This window comes from Ruminococcus sp. 8Y-12, assembly GCF_058119865.1.
Window position 1 is genome coordinate 2,255,060 of record NZ_CM176623.1, and the last position, 22,815, is coordinate 2,277,874.

Annotated in this window: 17 protein-coding genes; 12 read left to right on the top strand and 5 right to left on the bottom strand. The window is 48.8% G+C overall.

What is annotated here, in order from left to right:
• Positions 1-40: 40 nt before the first annotated feature.
• Positions 41-2,716 (bottom strand): YfhO family protein, encoded by a 2,676-nt coding sequence (locus tag AC0THY_RS08300; protein ID WP_489993959.1) that lies wholly within the window; start codon positions 2,714-2,716, stop codon positions 41-43.
• A gap of 230 nt (positions 2,717-2,946) precedes the next feature.
• Between AC0THY_RS08300 and AC0THY_RS08305 the strand changes: the two genes are divergently transcribed.
• From AC0THY_RS08305 to rpoD, 12 genes are all read left to right on the top strand, one after another.
• The gene (locus AC0THY_RS08305) at positions 2,947-4,746 is read left to right on the top strand and encodes a glycosyltransferase family 2 protein (RefSeq protein ID WP_489993960.1); all 1,800 of its coding nucleotides are present in this window, start codon (positions 2,947-2,949) and stop codon (positions 4,744-4,746) included.
• An 11-nt stretch (positions 4,747-4,757) separates the two neighbouring features.
• Entirely contained in the window at positions 4,758-5,891 is a 1,134-nt protein-coding gene (gene rffA / locus AC0THY_RS08310; RefSeq protein ID WP_489993961.1) for a dTDP-4-amino-4,6-dideoxygalactose transaminase, read from the top strand.
• A gap of 29 nt (positions 5,892-5,920) precedes the next feature.
• A complete protein-coding gene (locus AC0THY_RS08315) occupies positions 5,921-7,744 on the top strand; it encodes a glycosyltransferase family 2 protein (RefSeq protein ID WP_489993962.1) in 1,824 nt (607 codons plus the stop codon).
• Between the two features lie 10 nt (positions 7,745-7,754).
• Positions 7,755-8,714 carry a glycosyltransferase family 2 protein gene (locus tag AC0THY_RS08320; RefSeq protein ID WP_489993963.1) on the top strand — a complete coding sequence of 320 codons (960 nt, stop codon included), beginning with the start codon at positions 7,755-7,757 and terminating at the stop codon, positions 8,712-8,714.
• A 246-nt stretch (positions 8,715-8,960) separates the two neighbouring features.
• Positions 8,961-10,361: an undecaprenyl-phosphate glucose phosphotransferase gene (locus AC0THY_RS08325; protein ID WP_489993964.1), complete on the top strand. Its 1,401-nt coding sequence runs from the start codon at positions 8,961-8,963 to the stop codon at positions 10,359-10,361.
• 23 nt (positions 10,362-10,384) lie between these two features.
• The gene (locus AC0THY_RS08330) at positions 10,385-11,608 is read left to right on the top strand and encodes an LCP family protein (RefSeq protein ID WP_489993965.1); all 1,224 of its coding nucleotides are present in this window, start codon (positions 10,385-10,387) and stop codon (positions 11,606-11,608) included.
• Between the two features lie 5 nt (positions 11,609-11,613).
• Positions 11,614-12,531 (top strand): glycosyltransferase family 2 protein, encoded by a 918-nt coding sequence (locus AC0THY_RS08335; protein ID WP_489993966.1) that lies wholly within the window; start codon positions 11,614-11,616, stop codon positions 12,529-12,531.
• Positions 12,532-12,544: 13 nt separating this feature from the next.
• Positions 12,545-14,371: a glutamine--fructose-6-phosphate transaminase (isomerizing) gene (glmS, locus tag AC0THY_RS08340; RefSeq protein WP_489993967.1), complete on the top strand. Its 1,827-nt coding sequence runs from the start codon at positions 12,545-12,547 to the stop codon at positions 14,369-14,371.
• A 111-nt stretch (positions 14,372-14,482) separates the two neighbouring features.
• Entirely contained in the window at positions 14,483-16,459 is a 1,977-nt protein-coding gene (locus AC0THY_RS08345) for a S1C family serine protease (protein ID WP_489993968.1), read from the top strand.
• Positions 16,460-16,713: 254 nt separating this feature from the next.
• Positions 16,714-18,156, top strand: a complete 1,443-nt coding sequence (gene clpX / locus AC0THY_RS08350) for an ATP-dependent Clp protease ATP-binding subunit ClpX (protein WP_489993969.1) — start codon at positions 16,714-16,716, stop codon at positions 18,154-18,156.
• Positions 18,157-18,158: 2 nt separating this feature from the next.
• Positions 18,159-18,617, top strand: a complete 459-nt coding sequence (locus AC0THY_RS08355) for a signal peptidase II (protein ID WP_489993970.1) — start codon at positions 18,159-18,161, stop codon at positions 18,615-18,617.
• 61 nt (positions 18,618-18,678) lie between these two features.
• Positions 18,679-19,812: an RNA polymerase sigma factor RpoD gene (gene rpoD, locus AC0THY_RS08360; protein ID WP_489993971.1), complete on the top strand. Its 1,134-nt coding sequence runs from the start codon at positions 18,679-18,681 to the stop codon at positions 19,810-19,812.
• 173 nt (positions 19,813-19,985) lie between these two features.
• Here rpoD and AC0THY_RS08365 read toward each other — a convergent pair whose 3' ends face one another.
• The 4 genes from AC0THY_RS08365 to AC0THY_RS08380 are packed head-to-tail and all read right to left on the bottom strand — an operon-like array spanning position 19,986 to position 22,811.
• Positions 19,986-20,324 carry an EamA family transporter gene (locus AC0THY_RS08365; protein WP_489993972.1) on the bottom strand — a complete coding sequence of 113 codons (339 nt, stop codon included), beginning with the start codon at positions 20,322-20,324 and terminating at the stop codon, positions 19,986-19,988.
• The gene (locus AC0THY_RS08370; RefSeq protein ID WP_489993973.1) at positions 20,317-20,667 is read right to left on the bottom strand and encodes an EamA family transporter; all 351 of its coding nucleotides are present in this window, start codon (positions 20,665-20,667) and stop codon (positions 20,317-20,319) included. The genes AC0THY_RS08365 and AC0THY_RS08370 overlap by 8 nt, the downstream gene beginning before the upstream one ends.
• The gene (locus AC0THY_RS08375) at positions 20,655-21,863 is read right to left on the bottom strand and encodes an ATP-grasp domain-containing protein (protein WP_489993974.1); all 1,209 of its coding nucleotides are present in this window, start codon (positions 21,861-21,863) and stop codon (positions 20,655-20,657) included. The genes AC0THY_RS08370 and AC0THY_RS08375 overlap by 13 nt, the downstream gene beginning before the upstream one ends.
• 9 nt (positions 21,864-21,872) lie before the next feature.
• Positions 21,873-22,811, bottom strand: coding sequence for a glycosyltransferase family 2 protein (locus tag AC0THY_RS08380; RefSeq protein ID WP_489993975.1), 939 nt, complete (start codon positions 22,809-22,811; stop codon positions 21,873-21,875).
• Positions 22,812-22,815: the final 4 nt, after the last annotated feature.

Consider the following 22,815-nt stretch of genomic DNA (forward strand, 5'->3'; position numbering starts at 1 on the left):
GGACTGTCCGGAAATAAAATTTTCCAGTCAGTCCTTTTGTCTATACATTCTTTTTGCTCTCATGAATCAGGCGGAAGGCCAGGAGGATGAGAAACACAATGATACAGAGTGCACTGATATAGAGTCCGGCAGTGAGACCAGGCGCGTGGTATTTAAAATACACTGTATGTTCACCAGCAGGCATATCCAGGGCAGCGAAGCCATAGTCCCCCCTGAGAAGGGGAACCTGCTTCCCGTCCAGGTAAGCGCTCCAGCCTTCCTCAAAGGGGATGCTGACCATCAGCACTCCATCGGATTTGGCGCTGACTCTTCCCTCCACATGGGTATCTCTGACCGGCATGTCAAAGTCCACATCCGCCTCTGAGTTCCGGGAAAGAGGAACCTTTGAGCCATAGAAATATATGTTTTTCATTACTCCTTTGATGGCTCCGGAGGTGGAGGTGACTGTGATCTGATCACAGCCTTTGGGAAGGCGAAGACGCACATGCACGGTTTCCTTTCTTTTTCCAGACACATAATATATGGAAGAGTCACTTGATTTAATGGACACCACAGCGTCATTGTGAAATTTCAGGTCAAAGTCTATATAGACCCGCTCGTACCCGGAGATCCTTTCCAAGTCCAGGAGGAGGGAAAAATCCGTCACACCTGAGAACTTATAGTTGCCAATTTCGTAGTCCAGCTTGTCAAGGGTGTATTCTCTGAGGGGGACAAGATTTTCTTCTGTGCCGGTCCGTGCCTCTGACGAAGTGCTCCTCTGGCTGGAGTCCAGGATCAGTATATCACTTAAAAGCCGGTCCATATCCAGACCGGAGGTGTCCTCCGGGAGCTGGTCCTCTGACAGGGTTTTCGTGTAAAATTTTCCGATGGAATCTGTGTTTTCGTTTTTGTAGATGCAGATACTGCCAAATTGCTCCAGGAGAGTGAAGCCGTCCACATCCAGTGAGGGATTGTGCGACAGCAGATATTTTACATTCAGCAGGGATGCCATTCCGGAATCATACACAGTCTGACGGTAGCTGAACATGGACGGGCTCATGCGTAATAGGCCCGGCCACAGCTTATTTACAAATTCCTGGATGTTTTTGTTGGGGGCGGAATTGTAGGTACTGACTCCAAAGTAATTCTGGGTCAGAGCATCCATGCAATAGCTGCCCCCGTCAAAGTCCTTCTCAACACGGTAGAAGGAGGTGTCAATGGAGCGCAGATATTCAAGTGCAGCAGTTACGTCCTGGCCGTAGAGCTGTTCAAAGTAGTTTCCGTCATCCTTTTTCAAGGTGGCGCGGTTATTGCAGGTGTTATAGCTGTCGTAAGACATATTCACCATCACCAGGCCGAGCAGGAAAGCAGAGAGCAGTACAGGGGGCACTAGCTTCTTTTTCCGGCAGCCCAGCACCAGCACTGCGGCCATCAGAACGCCCAGGATGCAGATAAACAGAGTGGAGGACTGGACTGTCCCGGGATTTTTCACGTAAAGGATTACAAAAAGCAGTCCGGAGATGCAAAGCCCCGTCCAGGAGAGCCTGCGCCGGCAAAAAATCTGGTCCAGGGTAAATGCCATGAGGAGGACGGCGAAAGGCATAAGCACAAAGGAATGCCTTGAAAATGCATAGGCAAAGGCATTGTAGACCATGCTTCCGGCCTTTATAAACAGAACAAAGAGGGCCAGGACAATACTGACGTACTGCAGAACCTTCCATTTTCGGGAGGTATCCTGCTTATGTATGGTAAAGAGGTACTGGACAAACAGTATTACAAACAGGACGGACACAAACAGGACAGGGGCCTCGTAGTAATTGATCACCCCTGTATAGTTATCCGATATTCCGCTGAGGTTGGATGAGAACAGGCGGTAGAAGGCAGTCTCATAGAACCGCGGGGAATAGGGCACTAGGTTTTCTAAGAAATGCGTCAGTATAGAACCGGAATTGTCCAGTCTGGAGGAGACATTCATGATATAGAAGGCGGAGGGAAGAAAGACAGCCATAATCATGCCAATGCCCAGCAGTATGGAACCACAGTTCTGGAAAAACAGCTTCGCTCTTGTTTTGAAAGGTCCATCCATAGACAGCAGACGAATCAGCAGATAGATACCTACAGTCAAGAGTGTCATATAAGACATATAGACACTGGCCAGCACTGTAAAGCTCACAGCCAGAGCCAGGGAAAAGCTGAATTTCTTTTTCTTTAGCGCCTTCTCCACCAGCAGAAGTAGGAAGGGCAGCAAAATGACATAGAGGCCGAATTGGTAATGCTGTCCCCAGACCAGCAGATATCCGTTAAAGCCGTACATGTAAGCGGAGATTACCCTGGTTTTTACGGTGATCGGAAACTCCTTTAAATAGAAATAAAATACAGTGACAGCCAGAAAGATCTGACCGATCTCCAGATAGACCATTAGGTAGGGCACGCGCATGGGTCCGATCACAGTACCTGCCAGATAGAGCAAAAACAATAGAGGATGAAAAAGGTTCAGCGCATACAGGCTGGTTCCCAGTCCGTTTGTAAAGTCCCACAGGGACAGGCTTTTGTCGCGCATGGCATTGATGATGGAATTGTACTGCATGAGGTACTGCTGAAGTGTGTCAGAGCCCACATCGGTGAAAACAAAAAATTCGTCTCCAAACAGGAAACGGTGGAAAACGATCAGACAGCTTGCCAGAGTTACACCCCAGACCAGCAGTAACGCCCGTGTATTTTTATTCAATTTATTCATATTATCTCCTTAGAATAATATCGCAGCCCCTTGGAGCCTGTATTTAATGGAATTATGCATGTTGTTGGTCATTAAGTGAACAATAACTCTAGACCGTGTATCGGAGCTATTATAGCATCTTGTGACTTGACATGCAATTTGATTTTGACTATAGTGTAATAGGTAAACCTATGCATGTTACTGTGAACGTGTGAACAGTAATTTATGTGCTGCGGAAAGTAAGGAACAAAATGAAAAAAATTGTAGGTAAAATCAAAAATTACTATAGAGAACACGGGGTTGCAGGTGTGGCCCTGCGGACAGTGGAGAAGCTTACAGGCATACGCCCCGGGGCCATCTCCTATGAAAAGTGGTATCGCATCCACCAGCCGGATCTGCGGGAATTGGAGCGGCAGAGGGGGGAAGTGTTTCCCGCACAGCCGCTTTTTAGCATACTGGTCCCGCTTTTTTGGACTCCGGAAAACTATCTGAGGGAACTGATTGCCTCTGTGCAGGCACAGACTTATGCCCACTGGGAACTCTGTTTATCAGACGGAAGCGGGGTGGGGGGAGAGCTGGAGGAAATACTTTCCCCTATCCTGAAGGCAGATTCCAGAATACATTATAGAAGAAGCCAGAGCAGTCTCGGAATCTCAGAGAATACCAACAATGCCATGGACATGGCTCAAGGGGATTTTCTGGTATTCGCGGATCATGACGATCTGCTTGCGCCGGATGCTTTGTATGAGTGCGCCCGCTGTATCCGAAATCATCCGGAAACGGACGTGATCTACACGGATGAGGATAAGATCTCCATGGATGGCAAAAAGCACTTTGACCCTCAGCTAAAGCCGGATTTCAATCCAGATCTGCTGCGCAGCATGAATTATATCTGCCATCTTTTTGTGGTAAAAAGGACTCTGGGAACACAGGTGGGGGAACTAAACCCGGAATTTGACGGGGCACAGGACTATGACTATGTGTTCCGATGTGTGGAAAAAGCCAAGTGTATCCGGCACATTCCCAGGGTGCTCTACCACTGGAGATGTCATGAGGACTCCACTGCTGTAAATCAGGAGAGCAAGAAATATGCCTTTGAGGCCGGGAAGCGGGCAATACAGGCGCACTGTGACCGGATAAACTTGCCGGCAAAGGTTTCGCACGGCCCATATCTTGGACTGTACCGCACTCTCTATTATGTAAAGGGCAGGCCTCTCGTTTCCGTGATTATTCCCAACAAGGATCATACCAAGGATCTTGAGCGGTGCATCCGGGCAGTGGAGGAAAAGTCCACATACCGGAATGTGGAGTATATTATTATAGAAAATAACAGCCAGGATAAGGAGACCTTTGCATTCTATCAGGAGCTGATGCAGAGGAACCCAAAAGTAAAGGTAGTTACCTACCAGGGGCATTTCAACTACTCATCCATCAACAATTTTGGGGAAAGGTCTGCCAGGGGAGAGTACCTGCTGTTTTTAAATAACGATACGGAAATGATCAGTGAGGATTGTCTGGAGGAAATGCTTGGGATCTGCTGCCGCCCGGAGGTGGGGGCAGTGGGAGCAAGGCTTTACTACGGAGATGATACCATTCAGCACGCTGGTGTGATCGTGGGTCTGGGAGGGATCGCGGGACATGCCTTTGCGGGAGAGAGGGGCAGTGCCACGGGATACTGCCGCAGGATTATCTGCACCCAGGATCTGAGCGCTGTGACAGCGGCCTGTATGATGGTTAAGAAAAGGGATTTTGAGCGGGCAGGCGGCTTTGATGAAGAGCTGGAGGTGGCGTTCAACGATGTGGACCTCTGCCTGAAGCTGCGCAGCATGGGGCTTTTGGTGGTCTACACACCCTATGCCCAGCTTTATCACTACGAGTCCAAATCCAGGGGAGCGGAGGACACACCCGAAAAGGTGGAGCGGTTCCATCGGGAGATCGCTCTCTTTGAGCAAAAGTGGCCTGAGATTTTAAGGAACGGTGATCCCTACTACAATTCCAACCTGACGCTTAAGCGCCAGGATTTTACATTGAAACGTTTTGAGAAAGAATGAGGTCATTACAAATGATTCACTTTAATGTGCCCCCCTTTACGGGAAGGGAACTGGAATATATAAAAGAAGCAATTGACAGCGGAAAAATCAGCGGTGACGGCATGTTTACCCAAAAGTGCAGCCGGTGGCTGGAGAGAGAGATGCAGCTTAAGCATGTTCTGCTCACCACTTCCTGTACGCATGCCCTGGAAATGGCGGCAGTGTTGTGCAAGGTACAACCCGGCGATGAGGTGATTCTGCCCTCCTACACCTTTGTCTCAACAGCGGATGCCTTTGTTCAGAGGGGAGCCAGACTGGTCTTTGTGGATATCCGTCCAGAGACTATGAATATGGACGAAAGGCTCATCGAGGACGCAGTCACGGAAAAGACAAAGGTGATTGTGCCCGTGCACTACGCAGGGGTTGGTTGTGCTATGGATGAAATCATGGAAATTGCGGAAAAATACCAACTAAAGGTGGTGGAGGATGCAGCCCAGGGCGTGGGAGCCAGCTATAAGGGAAGACCTCTGGGCAGCATTGGCCACTTTGGATGCTACAGCTTTCATGAGACAAAGAATTACTCCATGGGAGAGGGAGGCGCCATTGGATTTCAGAGGGATGAGATGGTGGATGAAGCTGAGATCCTCAGGGAGAAGGGCACAAATCGCAGCAAGTTTTTTAGGGGACAGATTGACAAATACCGCTGGGTGGATTACGGCTCCTCCTATCTCCCAAGCGATATGAATGCGGCCTATCTCTGGGCCCAGCTGGAAGTGGCCCAAAAAATCAAAACAGACCGGATGGAGAGCTTTGATTATTATCAGGAGGCGCTTAAACCTCTGGCGGAGGCGGGATATATTGAGCAGCCCTTTATCCCGTCCTATGCCATGCACAACGCCCACATGTATTACATAAAGACAGCGGATCTTAAGACCAGGACTGCCCTGATCCAATACCTGAAAGAAAAGGAGATCAACACGGTATTCCACTATGTTCCCCTCCACTCTGCACCGGCTGGTCAGAAATTTGGAAGATTTCACGGGGAGGACCGATATACCACAAAAGAGAGCGATCGGCTGCTGCGTCTGCCTATGTACTATGGGTTGAAAGAAGAGGACAGGGAGAAGGTGACTTTGGCCATCACTTCCTTTTATAAAGGAAGATAGGGACTGGCTGTCTGCGAAAAGGAGAGTTCATGAATATTAAAGATCTGGCCAAACGGCTGACTTTCTACAATATAAAAAAAGGGGCGCTTTATCTGAAACGCTACGGCATAAAAGATTTCCTGGTACGTTTAACCGAGCGGTTTGCAGACCAGGAGGTGGAGTATCAGGTTTGGCTGGAAAAAGCCGCCCTCACGGAGGAGGAGCGTGAAACCCAGAGAAAAAGAGTATGGGAGAACCCGCCGCTGATCAGCATTGCAGTACCGGTGTACCGGACACCAGAGCCTTTCCTGCGGCAGATGATGGATTCTGTCCTAGCCCAAACCTACCCCAACTGGGAACTTTGTATCGTGGATGGGAGTGGGGACGATGGAAAGACCGCAGAGATAATCCGGTCATACCAGAAGGAAGATGCACGCATTGTGCTGCGGATACTGAAGGAGAATCTGGGTATAGCCAGGAATACCAATGAGGCCTTTGCTTTGTGCAGGGGAGAGTATGTGGCGCTCTTTGACCACGATGACCTGCTGGCGGAGGATGCCCTCTATGAGATCGCTCTTGCCGTACAGGAACAGGGAGAACCGGATATGATATACACGGATGAGGACAAGGTGAGCGCAGATTTGAACGAGTACTTTCAACCCCACTTTAAACCGGATTTCAACCTGGATCTGCTGCGGTGCAACAACTATATCTGCCATCTGCTGGTCATGAAGAGAAAACTGCTGGAACAGGCAGGCGGTGAGGACGAGGCCTTTGACGGCGCCCAGGACTATGACTTGATTTTCCGGTGTGCGGAGAAGGCGGAGAAAATCGTTCATATTCCCAGAGTACTCTATCACTGGAGGATACACAAGGCATCCACAGCGGACAATCCTCTTGGAAAGGACTATGCCCTGGAAGCGGGGAAGCGGGCGATTGAAGCACATCTGAGCAGGTGCGGGGAGCGGGCATTGGTGACTATGACGAAAGACCGGGGATTCTACAGGGTCAACTATCAGGTTCAGGGGGAACCGCTGGTGTCCATTGTGATTCCAAACAAAGATGAGACGGAAACCCTGAAACGCTGTCTGGACTCCATTCGGGAGAAGTCTACTTATGTGAACTATGAGATACTGGTGGTGGAGAACAACAGTACAGATGAGCAGACCTTTGCCTTTTACAAGTCGATTGACGGAAAAAATAAGGTGCGGGTGGTATACTGGGACAGAGCGTTTAATTACTCCGCGATTAATAATTTTGGGGTATCCCATGCAGAGGGGGATTATTTAATCTTGCTCAACAATGACGTGACGGTCATTACACCGGACTGGATTCAGGAACTGCTGGCCAACTGCCAGCGCAAAGAGGTGGGGATCGTGGGAGCCAGGCTCTACTTTCCGGATGACACCATTCAGCACGCGGGAATCGTGGTGGGAATCGGTGAGTGTGCGGGAAGCCTGTTTGTGGGCATGAAACGGGGAAGAACCGGCTATATGCACAAGGCCGTGCTGCAGCAGGATCTGAGCGCTGTGACCGCCGCCTGCCTTATGGTGAAAAGAGAAGCATTTGAGGCAGTGGGAGGGCTGGAGGAGAGCCTTGCAGTGGCTTTCAATGACGTGGATTTCTGCCTGAAGGTGCGCAAAAAGGGATGGCTGGTAGTTTACAATCCCCAGGTTGAGATGTATCATTTTGAGTCAAAGACAAGAGGGTATGAGGATACGGAAGAAAAGAGACAGCGCTTTGAGCTGGAAAAGTGCCGGCTGCGGAAACGATGGAAGCAGATTTTCGAACAGGGAGATCCCTGCTACAATCCGAATCTCTCCCTGAAGACCTGCGACTATTCCATGGATTCCCAGCCCTATAAGAAAAAATGAGGAGAACGATATGAGAGAACTATCGGTGGTGATACCGAACTGGAATGGTATGGCTTATCTGAAAGCATGTCTGGATTCCCTGGAGAATCAAAGTTTTCAGAACTTTGAAATTCTGATGGTTGACAACGGTTCTAAGGATGGAAGTACAGCTTTTGTGAGAAAGCATTACCCCCAGGTCCGCATCCTGGAGCTGGATCAAAACTATGGATTCTGCAGGGCAGTGAATCTGGGAATCCGCTCGGCCAGGGCTCCCTATATCGTGCTGCTGAATAACGACGTGGAAGCGGACAGGGAATGTTTGGCAGAGCTGCTGCGTGGAATGAAAAAAAAGCCCTCCTGCTTCTCCTGCGCCGCCAAAATGATCCGGATGGATGACAGAGAGCGGATGGACGACGGAGGAGACTACTACTGTGCCCTGGGCTGGGCGTTTGCCCTGGGCAAGGACGGACCTGTGGATGCCTGCGATGAAGAGCGGGAGATTTTCGCCTCCTGTGCGGGAGCAGCTATCTACCGCAGGGAGGTGTTTGAAGAGATCGGAATGTTTGACGAAAAACATTTTGCCTATCTGGAGGATATCGATATCGGGTATCGGTCCAAGATCTATGGATACCGCAACTGGTACCTGCCGGGGGCCAAAGTGTACCATGCGGGCAGCGGAAGCTCAGGCTCACGGTACAATGAATTTAAAGTCCGTCTCTCCTCCAGAAATAATGTGTATCTGATATACAAGAATATGCCTTTTTTGCAGATACTATTGAATAGTCCCTTTTTGATTGCCGGATTTCTGGCAAAAGCCCTGTTTTTTGCGAGACAGGGATATGCCCGGATTTACTTAAAAGGACTGGTTAAGGGCGTGCGCATGGCCATTCAGGGAAGAAAGGTGGCTTTTCGGAGAGAACATCTGAAAAATTATGCAAAAATTCAGTGGGAACTTTGGGTGAATATGTTCCGCAGGATGGGATGGCGATGAGGAAGCTGTTTCCAGTAGGCGGGAGATGGTGCTACCCAGACGATTTTCTAACAAGCTTTAGGGAAGTCCTAGGTTCCAGAAAACAGTCACCCGGGCGGCGTCCGGATGGAAACACCAGTAACAAACCGTTATGTGCTTAGTTTAAGAAAAAATTATGTTGCCCTTTAACGGGAGTTATTGTATTATTATACGGATAGAGTCAACAATTCCGCGAAAATAAAGAAAAAGTACGAAGGAGGGATAGGGGTGATCAAAGACAATCAGCAGTTTTTGAACCGAATGCATGTGTTCATCGACGCAGCAGTCATTGCCGTCTCCTATCTGCTGGCGTGGCTGATTCAGTTTGGGCTGTTTGTGGATGATGAGATCGGTGTCCTGCCGTTTCAGACCTACATGTTTGCTCTCGTCTTTCTGATACCAGGCCTCTTGATTTTATACTACGCGTTTAACCTTTACACTCCAAAGCGCGTCCAGGGGAGAAGACTGGAGGCAGGGAATATTGTAAAGGCGAATGTGGTTGCGCTTCTTGTATTTATTTTTATACTTTACAATATTCACCAGGATAATTTTTCCCGAAGCATGATCTGTATGTTTGCCGCTTTGAATGTTGCGCTGGAGACGGTTGTGCGCAATGCCATCCGCGTATTTTTAATGAATCTGCGCAAAAAGGGCATGAACTTAAAGCATGTGCTTTTGGTGGGGTACAGCAGGGCTGCGGAGGAGTATATTGACCGTGTCAAAGAGAATCCCCAGTGGGGCTATTTGATCCGGGGTGTTCTGGATGACAATGTGGCAAGAGGCACCAGATACAAGGATATCAAGGTGATCGGCCGGATTGACAATCTGATGGTGATACTGCCGGAGAACAGACTGGATGAGATTGTCATTACATTGGGACTGAATGAGTATTTTAAATTGGAACATATTGTATCCCTGTGTGAGAAATCCGGAGTGCATACAAAGTTTGTACCTGATTATAATAAGATTATACCAACCAAACCCTATACTGAGGACTTGCTGGGACTTCCGGTGATCAATATCCGCCATGTGCCCCTTACCAATACCTTCAACATGATGGTGAAGCGTATAACCGATGTGATCGGTTCCCTTTTGTGCATAATTTTGTTCTCTCCTGTTATGCTTTTTGCGGTGGTGATGATCAAGGTAACCTCACCGGGACCGCTGATCTTTAAACAGGAGCGCGTGGGGCTGCACAACCGTTCATTCTTTATGTACAAGTTCCGGTCCATGGAGGTTCAGAAGGAAACGGAGGAGAAATCCTGCTGGACCAAGAAGAATGATCCCAGGGTCACGGGTTTTGGTAAATTTATGCGTAAGACAAGCATAGATGAACTTCCGCAGCTATTCAATGTGCTGAAAGGGGACATGAGTTTGGTCGGCCCCAGGCCTGAAAGACCGCAGTTTGTAGAAAAGTTCAGAGAGGAAATTCCCCGCTATATGGTAAAGCACCAGGTGCGCCCGGGAATGACGGGATGGGCCCAGGTGAATGGATACCGGGGGGATACCTCCATTAAAAAACGAATTGAATATGATCTCTACTATATTGAAAACTGGACCATTGGGTTTGACTTTAAAATTTTGTTTTTAACCGTTTTCAAGGGATTTATTAATAAAAATGCATATTAGCAGATTCACGAGAGGAGGAAACTATGTCAGAGAGAAGGAACAGCAGGGGCGGCAGAGACGGCCGTCAGAATCCATATAACCAGGGACCGTATAATCAGGGACCTTATGGGCAAGGCCCATACAACCAGGGACCATATAACCAGGGGCCTTACAATCAGGGACCCTATGGGCAGGGAGGTCCGGATGGTTACTATGAGGATGAAAACAAAAAGAGAAACAGAAGCCAGAAGCGCAAAAAGAGAAAAAGAATCATTTTTGCCGTGGAAATTCTGGTTTTGGTGCTCCTGGCGGCAGGACTGTTTGTGTTTGCAAAGTTGAATAAGGTTCAGCGGCAGGAGATTTCAAAGGGAGATATCATCATCAATAAAGAGATTGACCCTGCGGAGGAGGAGGTGCTCTCCGGATATACCAACATTGCACTTTACGGTGTGGATTCCCGTGAGGGCAAACTGGATATCGAGGCTCACAGCGATGCCCTGATGATTGCCAGCATCAATAATAAGACAAAGGACATGAAACTGGTCTCTGTATACAGAGATACCTACCTGGACAACACCAATGGAGAGTACCGCAAGGCCACGGAGTGCTACTATTTCGGAGGACCGGAGCGCTCTATGAATATGCTGAATAAAAACCTGGACTTGAATATTACGGACTTTGTCACCGTAGACTTTAATGTGGTGGCAGATGTCATTGACCTTTTGGGCGGTATTGAGATTGATGTCCAGGAGGACGAGATCCAGTGGATCAACGGATATCAGGAGGAGGGGTCCCAGGTTACCGGCAAGGATATTGTTCCTGTGGAGTATGCGGGAACACAGACCTTAAACGGTCTTCAGGCACTGTCCTACTGCCGTATCCGCTATACGACAGGAAGTGATTTCAAGCGTACGGAACGTCAGAGAACGGTATTGGAAAAGATGATGGAGAAGGCCAAGGGTATGGATCTGCTCACTTTGAACTCCATTATCGACCAGGTATTCCCGAACATTTTAACCAGTATGAGCAATGCAGAGCTCATAGGACTTGCCAAGGACGTGGCCTCCTACAATCTGGTGGATACCACAGGATTCCCGTTTGAACTTCAGGCGGCTAATATTAGCGCAGGGGACTGTGTGGTTCCGGTGAACCTGTCACAGAACGTGCTGGAACTTCACCAGTGGCTTTTCGGAAGCGACGGTTACACTCCTTCCGCCACAGTACAGGAGATAAGCAATACGATTATCAATAATACAGGAATACAGTAGAGGATATGAGAGAATACAAGGTCGATGTCATAATACCCACCTTAGGGCCGGGTGAAAAATTTCATAAGCTGATGCAGATGCTCGGGCGGCAAACTTACCCTATAGAGCGCATACTGATCATGAATACAGAGAAGTCTCTATTCCCTGATCAGGGATACGGGAAACTGCCTGGTGCAGAGGTGCGTCATCTGAGCAGAGAGGAGTTCGACCATGGCGGCACTAGAGATAGGGCCGCCTCTCTTTGTGATGGAGAGCTTCTACTGTTCATGACGCAGGATGCAGTGCCTTTGGATACCTATCTGATAGAGCGGCTTGTGGCGGCCTTCGCTGACCCTGATGTGGCGGCGTCCTACGCCAGACAGCTTCCTGATGGAGACTGCGGCGTGGTAGAACAGTACACCAGAAGATTCAACTATCCGGACAGGAGCAGTGTGAAGTCTAAGGAGGATCTGCCTGTTTATGGGATTAAGACTTTTTTCTGTTCAAACGTATGCGCCATGTACCGCAAAAGTGTGTATGACCGTCTGGGCGGCTTTGAGAAACATACCATTTTTAACGAGGACATGATCTTTGCAGGAAAAATCATACAGGACGGAGGAAGTATTGCCTACGTGGCCGAGGCCCAGGTGATCCACTCTCACAATTATGGAAATATGGAGCAGCTGCGCAGAAACTTTGACCTGGCTGTTTCCCAGGCTCAGCACCCGGAAATTTTCTCCATGGCAAAGTCTGAGAGTGAGGGCATGAAGCTTGTTAAACAGACAGCCGCCTATCTGGTCAAAAAGCGCAGGCCATGGCTGATTGCAGGCTTAATAGTAAAGAGCGGTTTTAAACTGATCGGATACCGATTGGGAAAAACATATAAGAAATTGCCGAGATGGCTAATCATGAAACTGACTATGAATCGAGCATACTGGAAATAAGAGGAGGTTTACTATGTGTGGAATTGTTGGTTACATTGGAACAGAACAGGCGGCTCCGATCCTGCTGGACGGACTGTCAAAGCTGGAATACCGGGGGTATGATTCCGCGGGAATCGCAGTGTACGACGGTGAAAACATTGAGATGAAAAAGTCTACCGGAAGATTGAAGGTGCTGACGGAGCTGACCCATGGGGGAGCAACCATGCCTGGCACCATCGGTATTGGACATACAAGATGGGCGACCCATGGCTCACCATCTGATGTAAACGCACATCCCCATTTTAACAAGGATGCGTCCATTGTGGTTGTGCACAATGGAATCATTGAAAATTATTTGAAGCTGAAGAAAAAACTGGAGTCTAAGGGATATGAATTCCTCTCAGAGACAGACACAGAGGTGGTGGCCCACCTGTTAGATTACTATTACAAGGGAGATCCCCTGGAGGCGATCACAAAGATCATGCACCGGGTGGAGGGGTCCTATGCCCTGGGAATTATGTTTAAAGCCCATCCGGGCGAAGTCTACGCAGTGCGCAAAGACAGCCCGCTGATTGTGGGACACAGCGAGAACGGCAACTTCATCGCCTCAGATGTCCCGGCGATCTTAAAATACACCAGGGATGTTTATTTTATCGAAAATGAGGAGATTGTAAAACTGTCAACAACGGATATGAAGTTTTACAATATCGACGAGGAAGAGATTGAGAAGGAATCTGTGACCATACAGTGGGATATCAGTGCTGCGGAGAAGGGTGGATATGAGCATTTTATGCTCAAGGAAATGTATGAGCAGCCCAAGGCAGTGGCGGACACCTTAAATCCCAGGATCAAGGACAATCGCATTGAAATTGAGGAGCTGGGGATGACCGATGAGGAGATCCGGGCAGTGAAAAAGATTTATATCGTAGCCTGCGGCTCCGCCTATCATACAGGTGTCACAGCCAAGTATGTGTTTGAGGGGCTGGCCAGAATTCCCGTGGAGGTGGACTTAGCCAGCGAGTTCCGATACCGTGATCCCATTTATGAGGAAAATACCATGGCCATCATTGTCAGCCAGTCTGGAGAGACGGCGGACTCCCTGGCAGCCCTGAGGGATGCCAAGGCCCACGGGGTGAGGGTGCTGGGGATTGTCAATGTGGTGGGGAGTTCCATCGCCAGGGAAGCGGACAATGTCATGTACACCTGGGCAGGGCCTGAGATCGCGGTTGCCACCACAAAGGCCTACAGCACCCAGCTGATCGCTGAATATCTGCTGGCTCTGAAGTTTGCCCATGTGAGGGGACAAATAGACAATGCACAGCTTGCGGAGTACATCCGTGATTTGAAACGCCTGCCCCAGCAGATAGAGATGCTGTTGAACAACAAATCGAGGATACAGCGTTTTGCAAACCGCTATCTGGCTGCCAGGGACGTGTTTTTTATTGGAAGGGGCATAGACTATGCCATCTCCCTGGAGGGCTCGCTCAAACTGAAGGAAATTTCATACATTCACTCCGAGGCCTACGCAGCAGGGGAACTGAAGCATGGAACCATCTCTCTGATCGAGGAGGGAACCCTGGTTGCTGCAGTGGCAACCCAGGACGCGCTGTACAAAAAAATGCTCAGTAACATGGTGGAGGTAAAGACAAGGGGGGCTTTTATCCTTGCAGTGACCAATACGGACAACACAGAAGTGGAAAAAAACGCGGACTATGTGGTATATATCCCAAAGACAAACAAGTATTTCACCAATTCCCTGGCCGTGATTCCCCTTCAGCTGTTTGGATACTACGTGGCACTGGGCAAAGGCTGTGATGTGGATAAACCTCGCAATCTGGCAAAATCAGTGACGGTGGAATAGAGGAACCGTTTCAACCTTTTTTTATTAATTTATCACAGATTAAACACAATTCGCTGTTAAACTGTTCTCATAGGGAAAAAGAGATGAGAACAACAGAGGAGGTCGTTCGCAATGTATGATGAATTTGATGATAAAGAAAATGAGAGCCTAAACACGGGATTTGGCCCGGCAAACGGTTCGGACCCATCCGGGAATCCGGCTTACCAGCCAGAGGGTATGCCAGATTCAAATCACACATACCGTCCGGAAAACAGGGAAGGTTTCGGGAACGTATACCGCGGGGAGAATCAGAGCGACACAGAGACAGCATACCGCCAGGAAAGCCAGGCGGATTCAGAAAATGCAAACCGCGGAGAAAGCCAGACTGATACCAATGTATATGGGCAGGCGCCTCAGGCAGATTCAGGCAGCGTATACCCCCAGGAGCCGCAGGCAGAATCAGAAAATGTTTACCGCCAGGAGCCTCTGGCGGATTCAGGGAACGTATATCGCCAGGAAAGCCAGGCAGAGCCAGATCATATCTCAGATCAGGCGGAGCAGCCTCATGAAGATAGGTATGGTCATCAGGGAGTGGTTCAGCACAGCCAGGAAGGACAGGATCAGTCCGGTTTTTACCACTATAGTTATAACAGAGATCAGGGCAGCGGGCAAAATCCCAACAGCTATCAGCAGACAGCTGTTCCCGGGCCGGAAAAACCACGCAAACTTCATGGGGATAAGAAAAAAGGCCAGCTGTGGAAGAAATTTGCAGTGTGCGCAGGCTTAGCTCTAGTCTTTGGAGTGGTGGGAAGTGCGGCTTTCCAGGTGACAGGCTATATTGGCAATAAGCTGGCACCCCAGGAGACACAGGCCAAGATTGAGACCGCGGGTACGGTTTCCGGCGCGGATACCCCTTCCGCAGAAAAGTCAGGAAGCGAATCCGGTGTCAAGACAGTGGCTGCAGTGGATATTTCCCAGGTAGCGGAAAATGCCATGCCTTCGATTGTCGCCATTACAAATAAGGGCGTGCAGGAGGTACAGGGGCTTTTCTTTGGTCAATCCTACACCCAGGAGACAGAAAGCGCAGGTTCCGGTGTAATTATCTCTCAGAACGACTCAGAGCTTTTAATAGCAACCAACAATCACGTGGTGGATGCGGCAGAGGAGTTGAGCGTATGCTTTACAGTAACCACCAGCAATCCGGAGGATGCGGTGGTAAAGGCACAGGTTAAGGGAACAGATCCGGATCATGATCTGGCAGTAGTGGCAGTATCTCTTTCCGATATCCCGGATGATGTGAAGGCAAAGATCAAGGTATTGCCGATTGGAGATTCCGAAAGCCTGAAGGTAGGCCAGCAGGTAGTGGCAATCGGAAATGCGCTGGGATACGGACAGTCCGTAACGGTTGGATACATCAGCGCCTTGGATAGGGAGGTCACGGTTGACAATATGACAAACAGCCTGATCCAGACAGACGCAGCGATCAACTTTGGCAACAGCGGAGGAGCGCTTCTGAATACTTCAGGGGAGCTGATCGGTATCAACTCTGTGAAGGCGGCTTCCACCGGTGTGGAGGGTATGGGATACGCCATCCCCATGAAGACAGCGGAGCCCATTTTAAGTGATCTTATGAACCGCACAACCAGATCTAAAGTAGACGAAAATAAAAAAGGATATATGGGTCTGACCCCGGTAGATGTTTCTGAGGAGGCCAGACAGGTATACAACATGCCGGCAGGAGCTTTTGTGTATGAAGTGTCTGAGGGATCAGCGGCACAGGAGGCAGGCATCAAAAAGGGTGACATTATTGTTAAAATAGACGGTATATCCATTTCCTCTAAGCAGGAACTGTTTAACCGCATGGACTACTACAAAGCTGGGGAAACCATCGATGTGGTACTATCCGCAGCAGAAAACGGAGAGTACAAAGAGAGAACCGTCAGTGTGACGCTGGGAAAGAGACCGGCTGACAGCAGCAGTGAAACCTCTGAGTCCCAGCAGAGTCAGGATCAGGAAGCCAATCCCCAGGAGGGACAGAATGGCCAGGGATTTGGATGGGACCAGGAAAATCCTTATGGCAGTAATGGCATGGATGACTTCTTTCCCTAATTAGTTAACAAGATATAGACGGCAGACGACAGCTGCTGTTCCATAACAGAGATAGGTTATGGAACAGCAGTTGTTTTGCACATCCCTGTAAATAAGGGTTTAGAAAAACTTCACTTGTGTCAGAATGCATTCTGGGATATAATCAACCCATAGCAGTCTGCAGTTACACTGAGAATTCCTACAGAACATTGTCCTTGGGATAGGAGACAGTACAGGGAGTTTGCAGACCGCAATATATAGAGAGAGGTAAGAACATGACGGACGAAAAGAACACTTATATAGATGACGAAGTTCTGAAGGAAGTAGCGGAGGGGGATGTCAAAAACGACAAGAAGGAGGATGACAGCGAGGAGTACGAGGATGTCTGCTTTATCTGCCGCAGGCCTGAGAGCAAGGCGGGAAAGATGGTGAATCTTCCCAACAAAATCCATATCTGCTCAGAGTGCATGCAGAAGGCTTTTGACTCCATGAACAATGGAAATATTCCATACAGTGACCTGATGAACATGACCAACATGTCCAATATCAGCATGATCAACTTGTCAGATCTCGCGGACCAGATTCCTCAGAAGCAGAAGGTGAAAAAGAAGAAACCAAAGGAGGAAACCCCTGAGAAAGCCTTTGACATAAAATCCATTCCCGCGCCCCATAAGATTAAGGCAAGTCTGGATGACTATGTGATAGGTCAGGAGCATGCCAAAAAAGTGATTTCCGTGGCAGTGTACAACCACTATAAGAGAGTAATTACAGGAACCATGGATGACATAGAGATCGAGAAGTCCAACATGCTGATGATCGGACCCACTGGCAGCGGAAAGACCTATCTGGTTAAGACACTGGCCCGTCTCTTGGATGTGCCTTTGGCAATTGCGGATGCCACCTCACTGACAGAGGCAGGGTATATAGGAGATGATATCGAGAGTGTGGTATCTAAGCTTTTGGCAGCAGCGGATAATGATGTGGAGAAGGCGGAGCAGGGGATCATTTTCATTGACGAGATAGACAAGATCGCAAAGAAAAAGAATACCAACCAGAGGGATGTGAGCGGAGAGTCCGTCCAGCAGGGGATGTTGAAACTGCTGGAGGGAAGCGATGTGGAGGTGCCTGTGGGGGCCACCAGCAAGAATGCCATGGTTCCCATGGTCACAGTAAATACCCGTAATATCCTCTTCATCTGCGGAGGTGCCTTCCCGGGACTTGAGGATATTATAAAAGAGAGGCTCAATAAACAGGCGTCCATTGGCTTTCGGGCAGACCTGAAGGATAAGTATGACAATGACCCCACGCTGTTGCAGAAGGTGAACCTGGATGATATACGGAACTTTGGAATGATACCGGAATTTATCGGACGACTCCCCATTGTATTCACCCTTCAGGGGCTCTCAGAAGAGATGCTGGTTAAGATCTTAAAAGAGCCCAAAAACGCCATTTTGAAGCAGTACCAGAAGCTGCTGGCCCTGGATGAGGTAAAGTTGGAGTTCGAAGACGAGGCATTAGGGGCAATTGCAAGGAAGGCCCTGGAAAAAAAGACAGGCGCCAGAGCGCTGCGGGCCATTATTGAGGAGTTTATGCTGGATATCATGTATGAGATTCCAAAGGATGACAATATCGGGAAAGTGACAATCACAAGAGAGTATATTGAGCACAAGGGTGGACCGCGTATTGAGATGCGGGGAATACCGGCACTGGAGGGATAAGCATGCTGTATATATTGATACCAATTATTATATTTGGTGCTGATTGGTTTCTGAAGCGATATGTGGAGGAAACTAAGGATGAGGGATGCCGGGAGGAGATTCTGGGTGGGAAGATCCTCCTTAGAAAATCCCACAACAAGGGGGCTATGCTGAACTTTCTGGAAAAACGTCAGGAGCTGGTAGCCGGTTTTTCCCTGGGGTTGTCCGCAGCGGTTTTCGTTGCATATCTGTATATCCTTGGAAAAAAGGGAATGATTCTCATAAAACTGGGACTTAGTTTTGTAGTGGGAGGCGCGTTCAGCAATGTCTATGACCGCCTGGTGCGCAGATATGTGGTGGACTATTTCAGCTTCAATGTAAAATGGGAAAGGTTGAGGAGGATTGTCTTTAATATTTCGGATCTCTTTATCTTTCTGGGTTCATTTTTTGTAATTTTATGGAATACACGTGCCAAAAGTTGACAGGGATTGTCAAAAATGGTATGCTACAATGTACGAGAAAATCTTTAGGAGATAAGAGAGTATGGATGAATTACAGCAGGAACAATTTACCAAGGCGCTTCTTGGGCTGGTAGACCTGGCAAAGACCAAGAAAAACGTGTTGGAGTACAGTGAGGTCAACGATGCGTTCGCTGGCCTGGAGCTGGATGAAGACAAGATGGATCTCGTTTTGGAGTACCTGGAAAAGAATAATGTGGATATTTTGCAGGGGAGTGTCAAAGAAGACAGTAATGTGGAGGACCTGCTGCTTGAGAGCGAAGATGACATTATTCTGGACGAGGAAGACGAAGTTGAGATTATTGACGATGTGGACGTGCTGGAGGGAGTGAGTACAGAGGACCCTGTCCGTATGTACTTGAAGGAGATCGGCAATGTTCCGCTTCTGAGTACAGAAGAAGAGGTAGCTCTGGCAAAGAGAGTAGAAGAAGGTGACGAGGAGGCCAAGAAGGCCCTGACGGAAGCTAATTTAAGACTCGTTGTCAGTATTGCTAAGAAATATGTGGGCCGCGGTATGCCCTTTTTGGACCTGATCCAGGAGGGAAATATGGGGCTTATGAAAGCGGTGGACAAGTTTGACTACACCAAAGGCTACAAGTTTAGTACCTACGCAACCTGGTGGATCAGACAGGCCATTACAAGAGGAATCGCGGATACGGGAAGAACGATCCGTGTGCCGGTACATATGGTGGAAACCATAAACAAGACACTACGCATGACCAGGACGCTTCTGCAGGAACTGGGACGTGAGCCTACCCCGGAGGAGGTGGCTGACAGGCTGGGGGTTCCGGTGGCGAGAGTCAGGGAAGTGCTGAAGATCTCCAGAGATCCGGTATCTTTGGATACGCCCATCGGTGAGGAGGATGACAGCCATTTGGGAGATTTTATCGAGGATGATTCTGCGCTGTCACCAGCGGATTCCGCGGCATTTTCCATGCTGCGTGCCGAGTTGGGAACTGCTCTGGAGTCCCTGACGGACCGGGAGCGTCAGGTAGTACGCCTGCGCTTCGGACTGGAGGACGGACGTGCCCGCACCCTTGAGGAGGTGGGCAAGGAATTCAATGTAACCCGCGAGCGTATTCGCCAGATTGAGGCAAAGGCCCTCAGAAAACTGAGGCACCCCTCCAGAAGTAAGAGACTGAAGGATTTCCTGATATAAAGCTGCATGGACAGTTGGGTAAGGATGGAAAATGAGAACTGCCGGGCTGGCAGTTCTCTTATAAAAAGCGACCAAGTCATTTTAAAAAATGATATGGTCGCTTTTGACATTTAGGGCAGGTATGGCCGTCACTTTACAGGAATGCTAATTGCAAAGCTATCCTGAACTACTGTCTACAGAGAGTAAATCAGAATCCCTGCAATAATAATCAGGTTGCCCACAAGTTTTCCGCGGGATATTTTTTCTTTCAGAAGAACCGCGGAGAGTATCAGGACAAACACATAGGTAAAGGTGTCGATGATGGAACCATACTTATAGGGCACCCTGGTGTAGGCATAGGTGTTTAACAGAAGCACACCGAAAAAGATACCGTACGCTGTGATCACACGCCAGTTCAGATACTCATAGATGGGATGCTTATACTCCCTGCCGGCGCTCTGTTTCAAAAGAATCTGCGAGGCAGCGGAGAAGAAGGTCCCCGCAAACATCAACAACATAAAAATTCTACTCATATTTCTGCACCACCAATACTCCGATTAATACCACCAGCATTCCCAACACATTATTCCAGGACAGGGATTCCCCGAAAATCAGGACTGCCCAGATTTGGGACCAGATCAGATACACGCTTCGATGGGCGTAAGCTGTGGAAAGGGAAAACTTCTTGATTATTTTCTGCCAGACGATTGCATAGATCCCACAGTTTGCTATCATTAAAAATAGAAAGAGGTACAGCGGCAACGCCTTGAGGCCGTTTTCATTGTACTGGATGGAAGCCAGCTTTGAAAAAATCCCTGTGAAAGAAAATAACATAATATTCAAATGAAGCGGCAGATACTTCTTTACTCGTTCCATATTGTCTCCAAACTGACCTGGTCGATATGGACTGCGCTTCGCACCTTCGACATGGCGCGATCCAATTTTTTGACGTCATCGGTCTCCATAATTACCTGGCCAATGCGGCTGGTTCCATTCTGAACCGCCTCCACCTGTGTCCCTACCGGATAATCCAATGACACCTGTATACCCTCAGCGCCCAGTTCCTCCAGGACATCCTTTTTGATCTGCGTTATAGTTCCCTGCCTCTTGCTGAACAGCAGTTTCGCCATGCAGGGTGTTTTTGAGTGGGGGGTAAAATCGGCCTTTTCGCCCATAGCATGTAGGATCATCTGCTCATAGTAATTAAATCCGCAGTGGCAGGAGATCAGTTCCGGGATACATGTGGCCCCTGCCCTTCCGCCTGCTTCCAGTATCCAAGCCTTGCTGCCGGATACAAGCACATCAGCGTTCACAGCACAGTTGTTCATCCCGGTTGCGCGGATTACCAGTTCCATCTGGCGAAGAATCTCACGGTGAAGGGCTTCGCTGCAGTGAAAGGGAAAATGGTGTCCCTCCGGAAGGGTAGTACCGCCAGTGGTAAGTGTAAACTTGTCATGGGGAAGCATAAACTGAATGCTCCCATCTGCGATAAATCCATCCACGCCAATCTCATGAGCTGTGATAAATTCTTCCACAAGCACATAGTCTTTCCGTGTAACTTTCACTGCGGCCTTCCATGCAGTCCTGACCGCCTCTTCGGAGTCAGCTCTGGTAATACCGCGGCTTCCGGAACTGTCTACAGCCTTTACAATCACGGGAGAGCCGAGTGCATGGAAGGCTTCCAGCGTCTCTTCCAGTGTGGATGCCCTGCGAAACCGCGGGGTGGAGACGCCCCCGTGTTTAAAAGCTTCCTTCATGGCTGCTTTGTCAGTGACGGTCTTCGCGCAGGGCAGGGAGAGACCGCAGAGAGACAGGTTTTCACAGACAGCTCCCAGGGAAAGGATAGCAACATCTGTACCTGAGGTACAGATTCCGTCAATGCCGGACTTCCTGGAGAGTCTGATCAGGCGCTGGTAATCTCTGGTATCCACATTCCACACCTCATGGGCGATGGAGAGTCCCGGGTAGCTGCCTGCATAGCTGGCAGCGATGGTATACAGACCCATGCTCCTGGCTTTTTTAATTAAGGGCACCTGGTAGATACCGGCGCCCAGAATCAGTATTTTTTTCATAATAAGAACCTATTCCTTTTCCCCATTCTCCACATTTATGGTTTCGCGGATAATATACTGGGGAGTGTTGTTGATGCATAGCATGATTTTCCCAAGGTATTCCCCCATGATTCCCAGCACCAGAAGCACGAAGCCAAAGAACAAAAAGAGGGCGCACATGATAGATGCCCAGCCTGTCTGCGTGCTGGGGTCAAGCAGCTGACGGATGAAAGTAATGACAAACCCCACAAATCCGGCTGCGGAGAAAAGTATCCCCAGCAGGGAGGAGATGCGCAGGGGAATGACAGAGAAGTTCCAGTATGCCATCCACAGCTTGACCAGCTTTCGGAAGGTGTAATTGGAAGAGCCCTGCTCCCGCTGATGATGTTCAATGGTGACATCCGCAATATTGCTGGTAACGCGGTAAAAGATCGCGTCTATGTAGGGATTGTAGTTGGTATATTTAATCACTTCATCCCGTACCAGTTTTGTTATCACCCAGTAGTTGCTGGATACAATATCCTTGGGACGTCCCAGCAGAATGCGGGAGGTCACTTTGTTGAATTTACTGGTTAGATTTTTTAAAAAGGAATTTTTTCTCTTGGCGTAATTACCGTACACCAGGTCATATCCTTCCTGAGCTTTGTCTAAAAGCTTGTACATCTGGGAGGGATGAGTCTGAAGATCATCATCCATTCCCACGATCAAGTCTCCCTGAGCATAGTTCAGAGCAGCCATCAGGGCGTTGTGCTGTCCGAAGTTCCGGGCCAGATTGATGCCACGGACAAAGGGGTATTTTGCAGCCAATTCTTTGATTTTGGCGAAGGTGGCGTCCTTGGAATAGTCGTTGACCAATACAAACTCATAGGTATATTGAGGCAGTTTTTTGAATTCCGCTGCTGTCAGGTTTACTACCTTTTCGATAGAGTCCTGGGAGTTGTAGCAGGGAATCACCACTGTTACTAACATAATG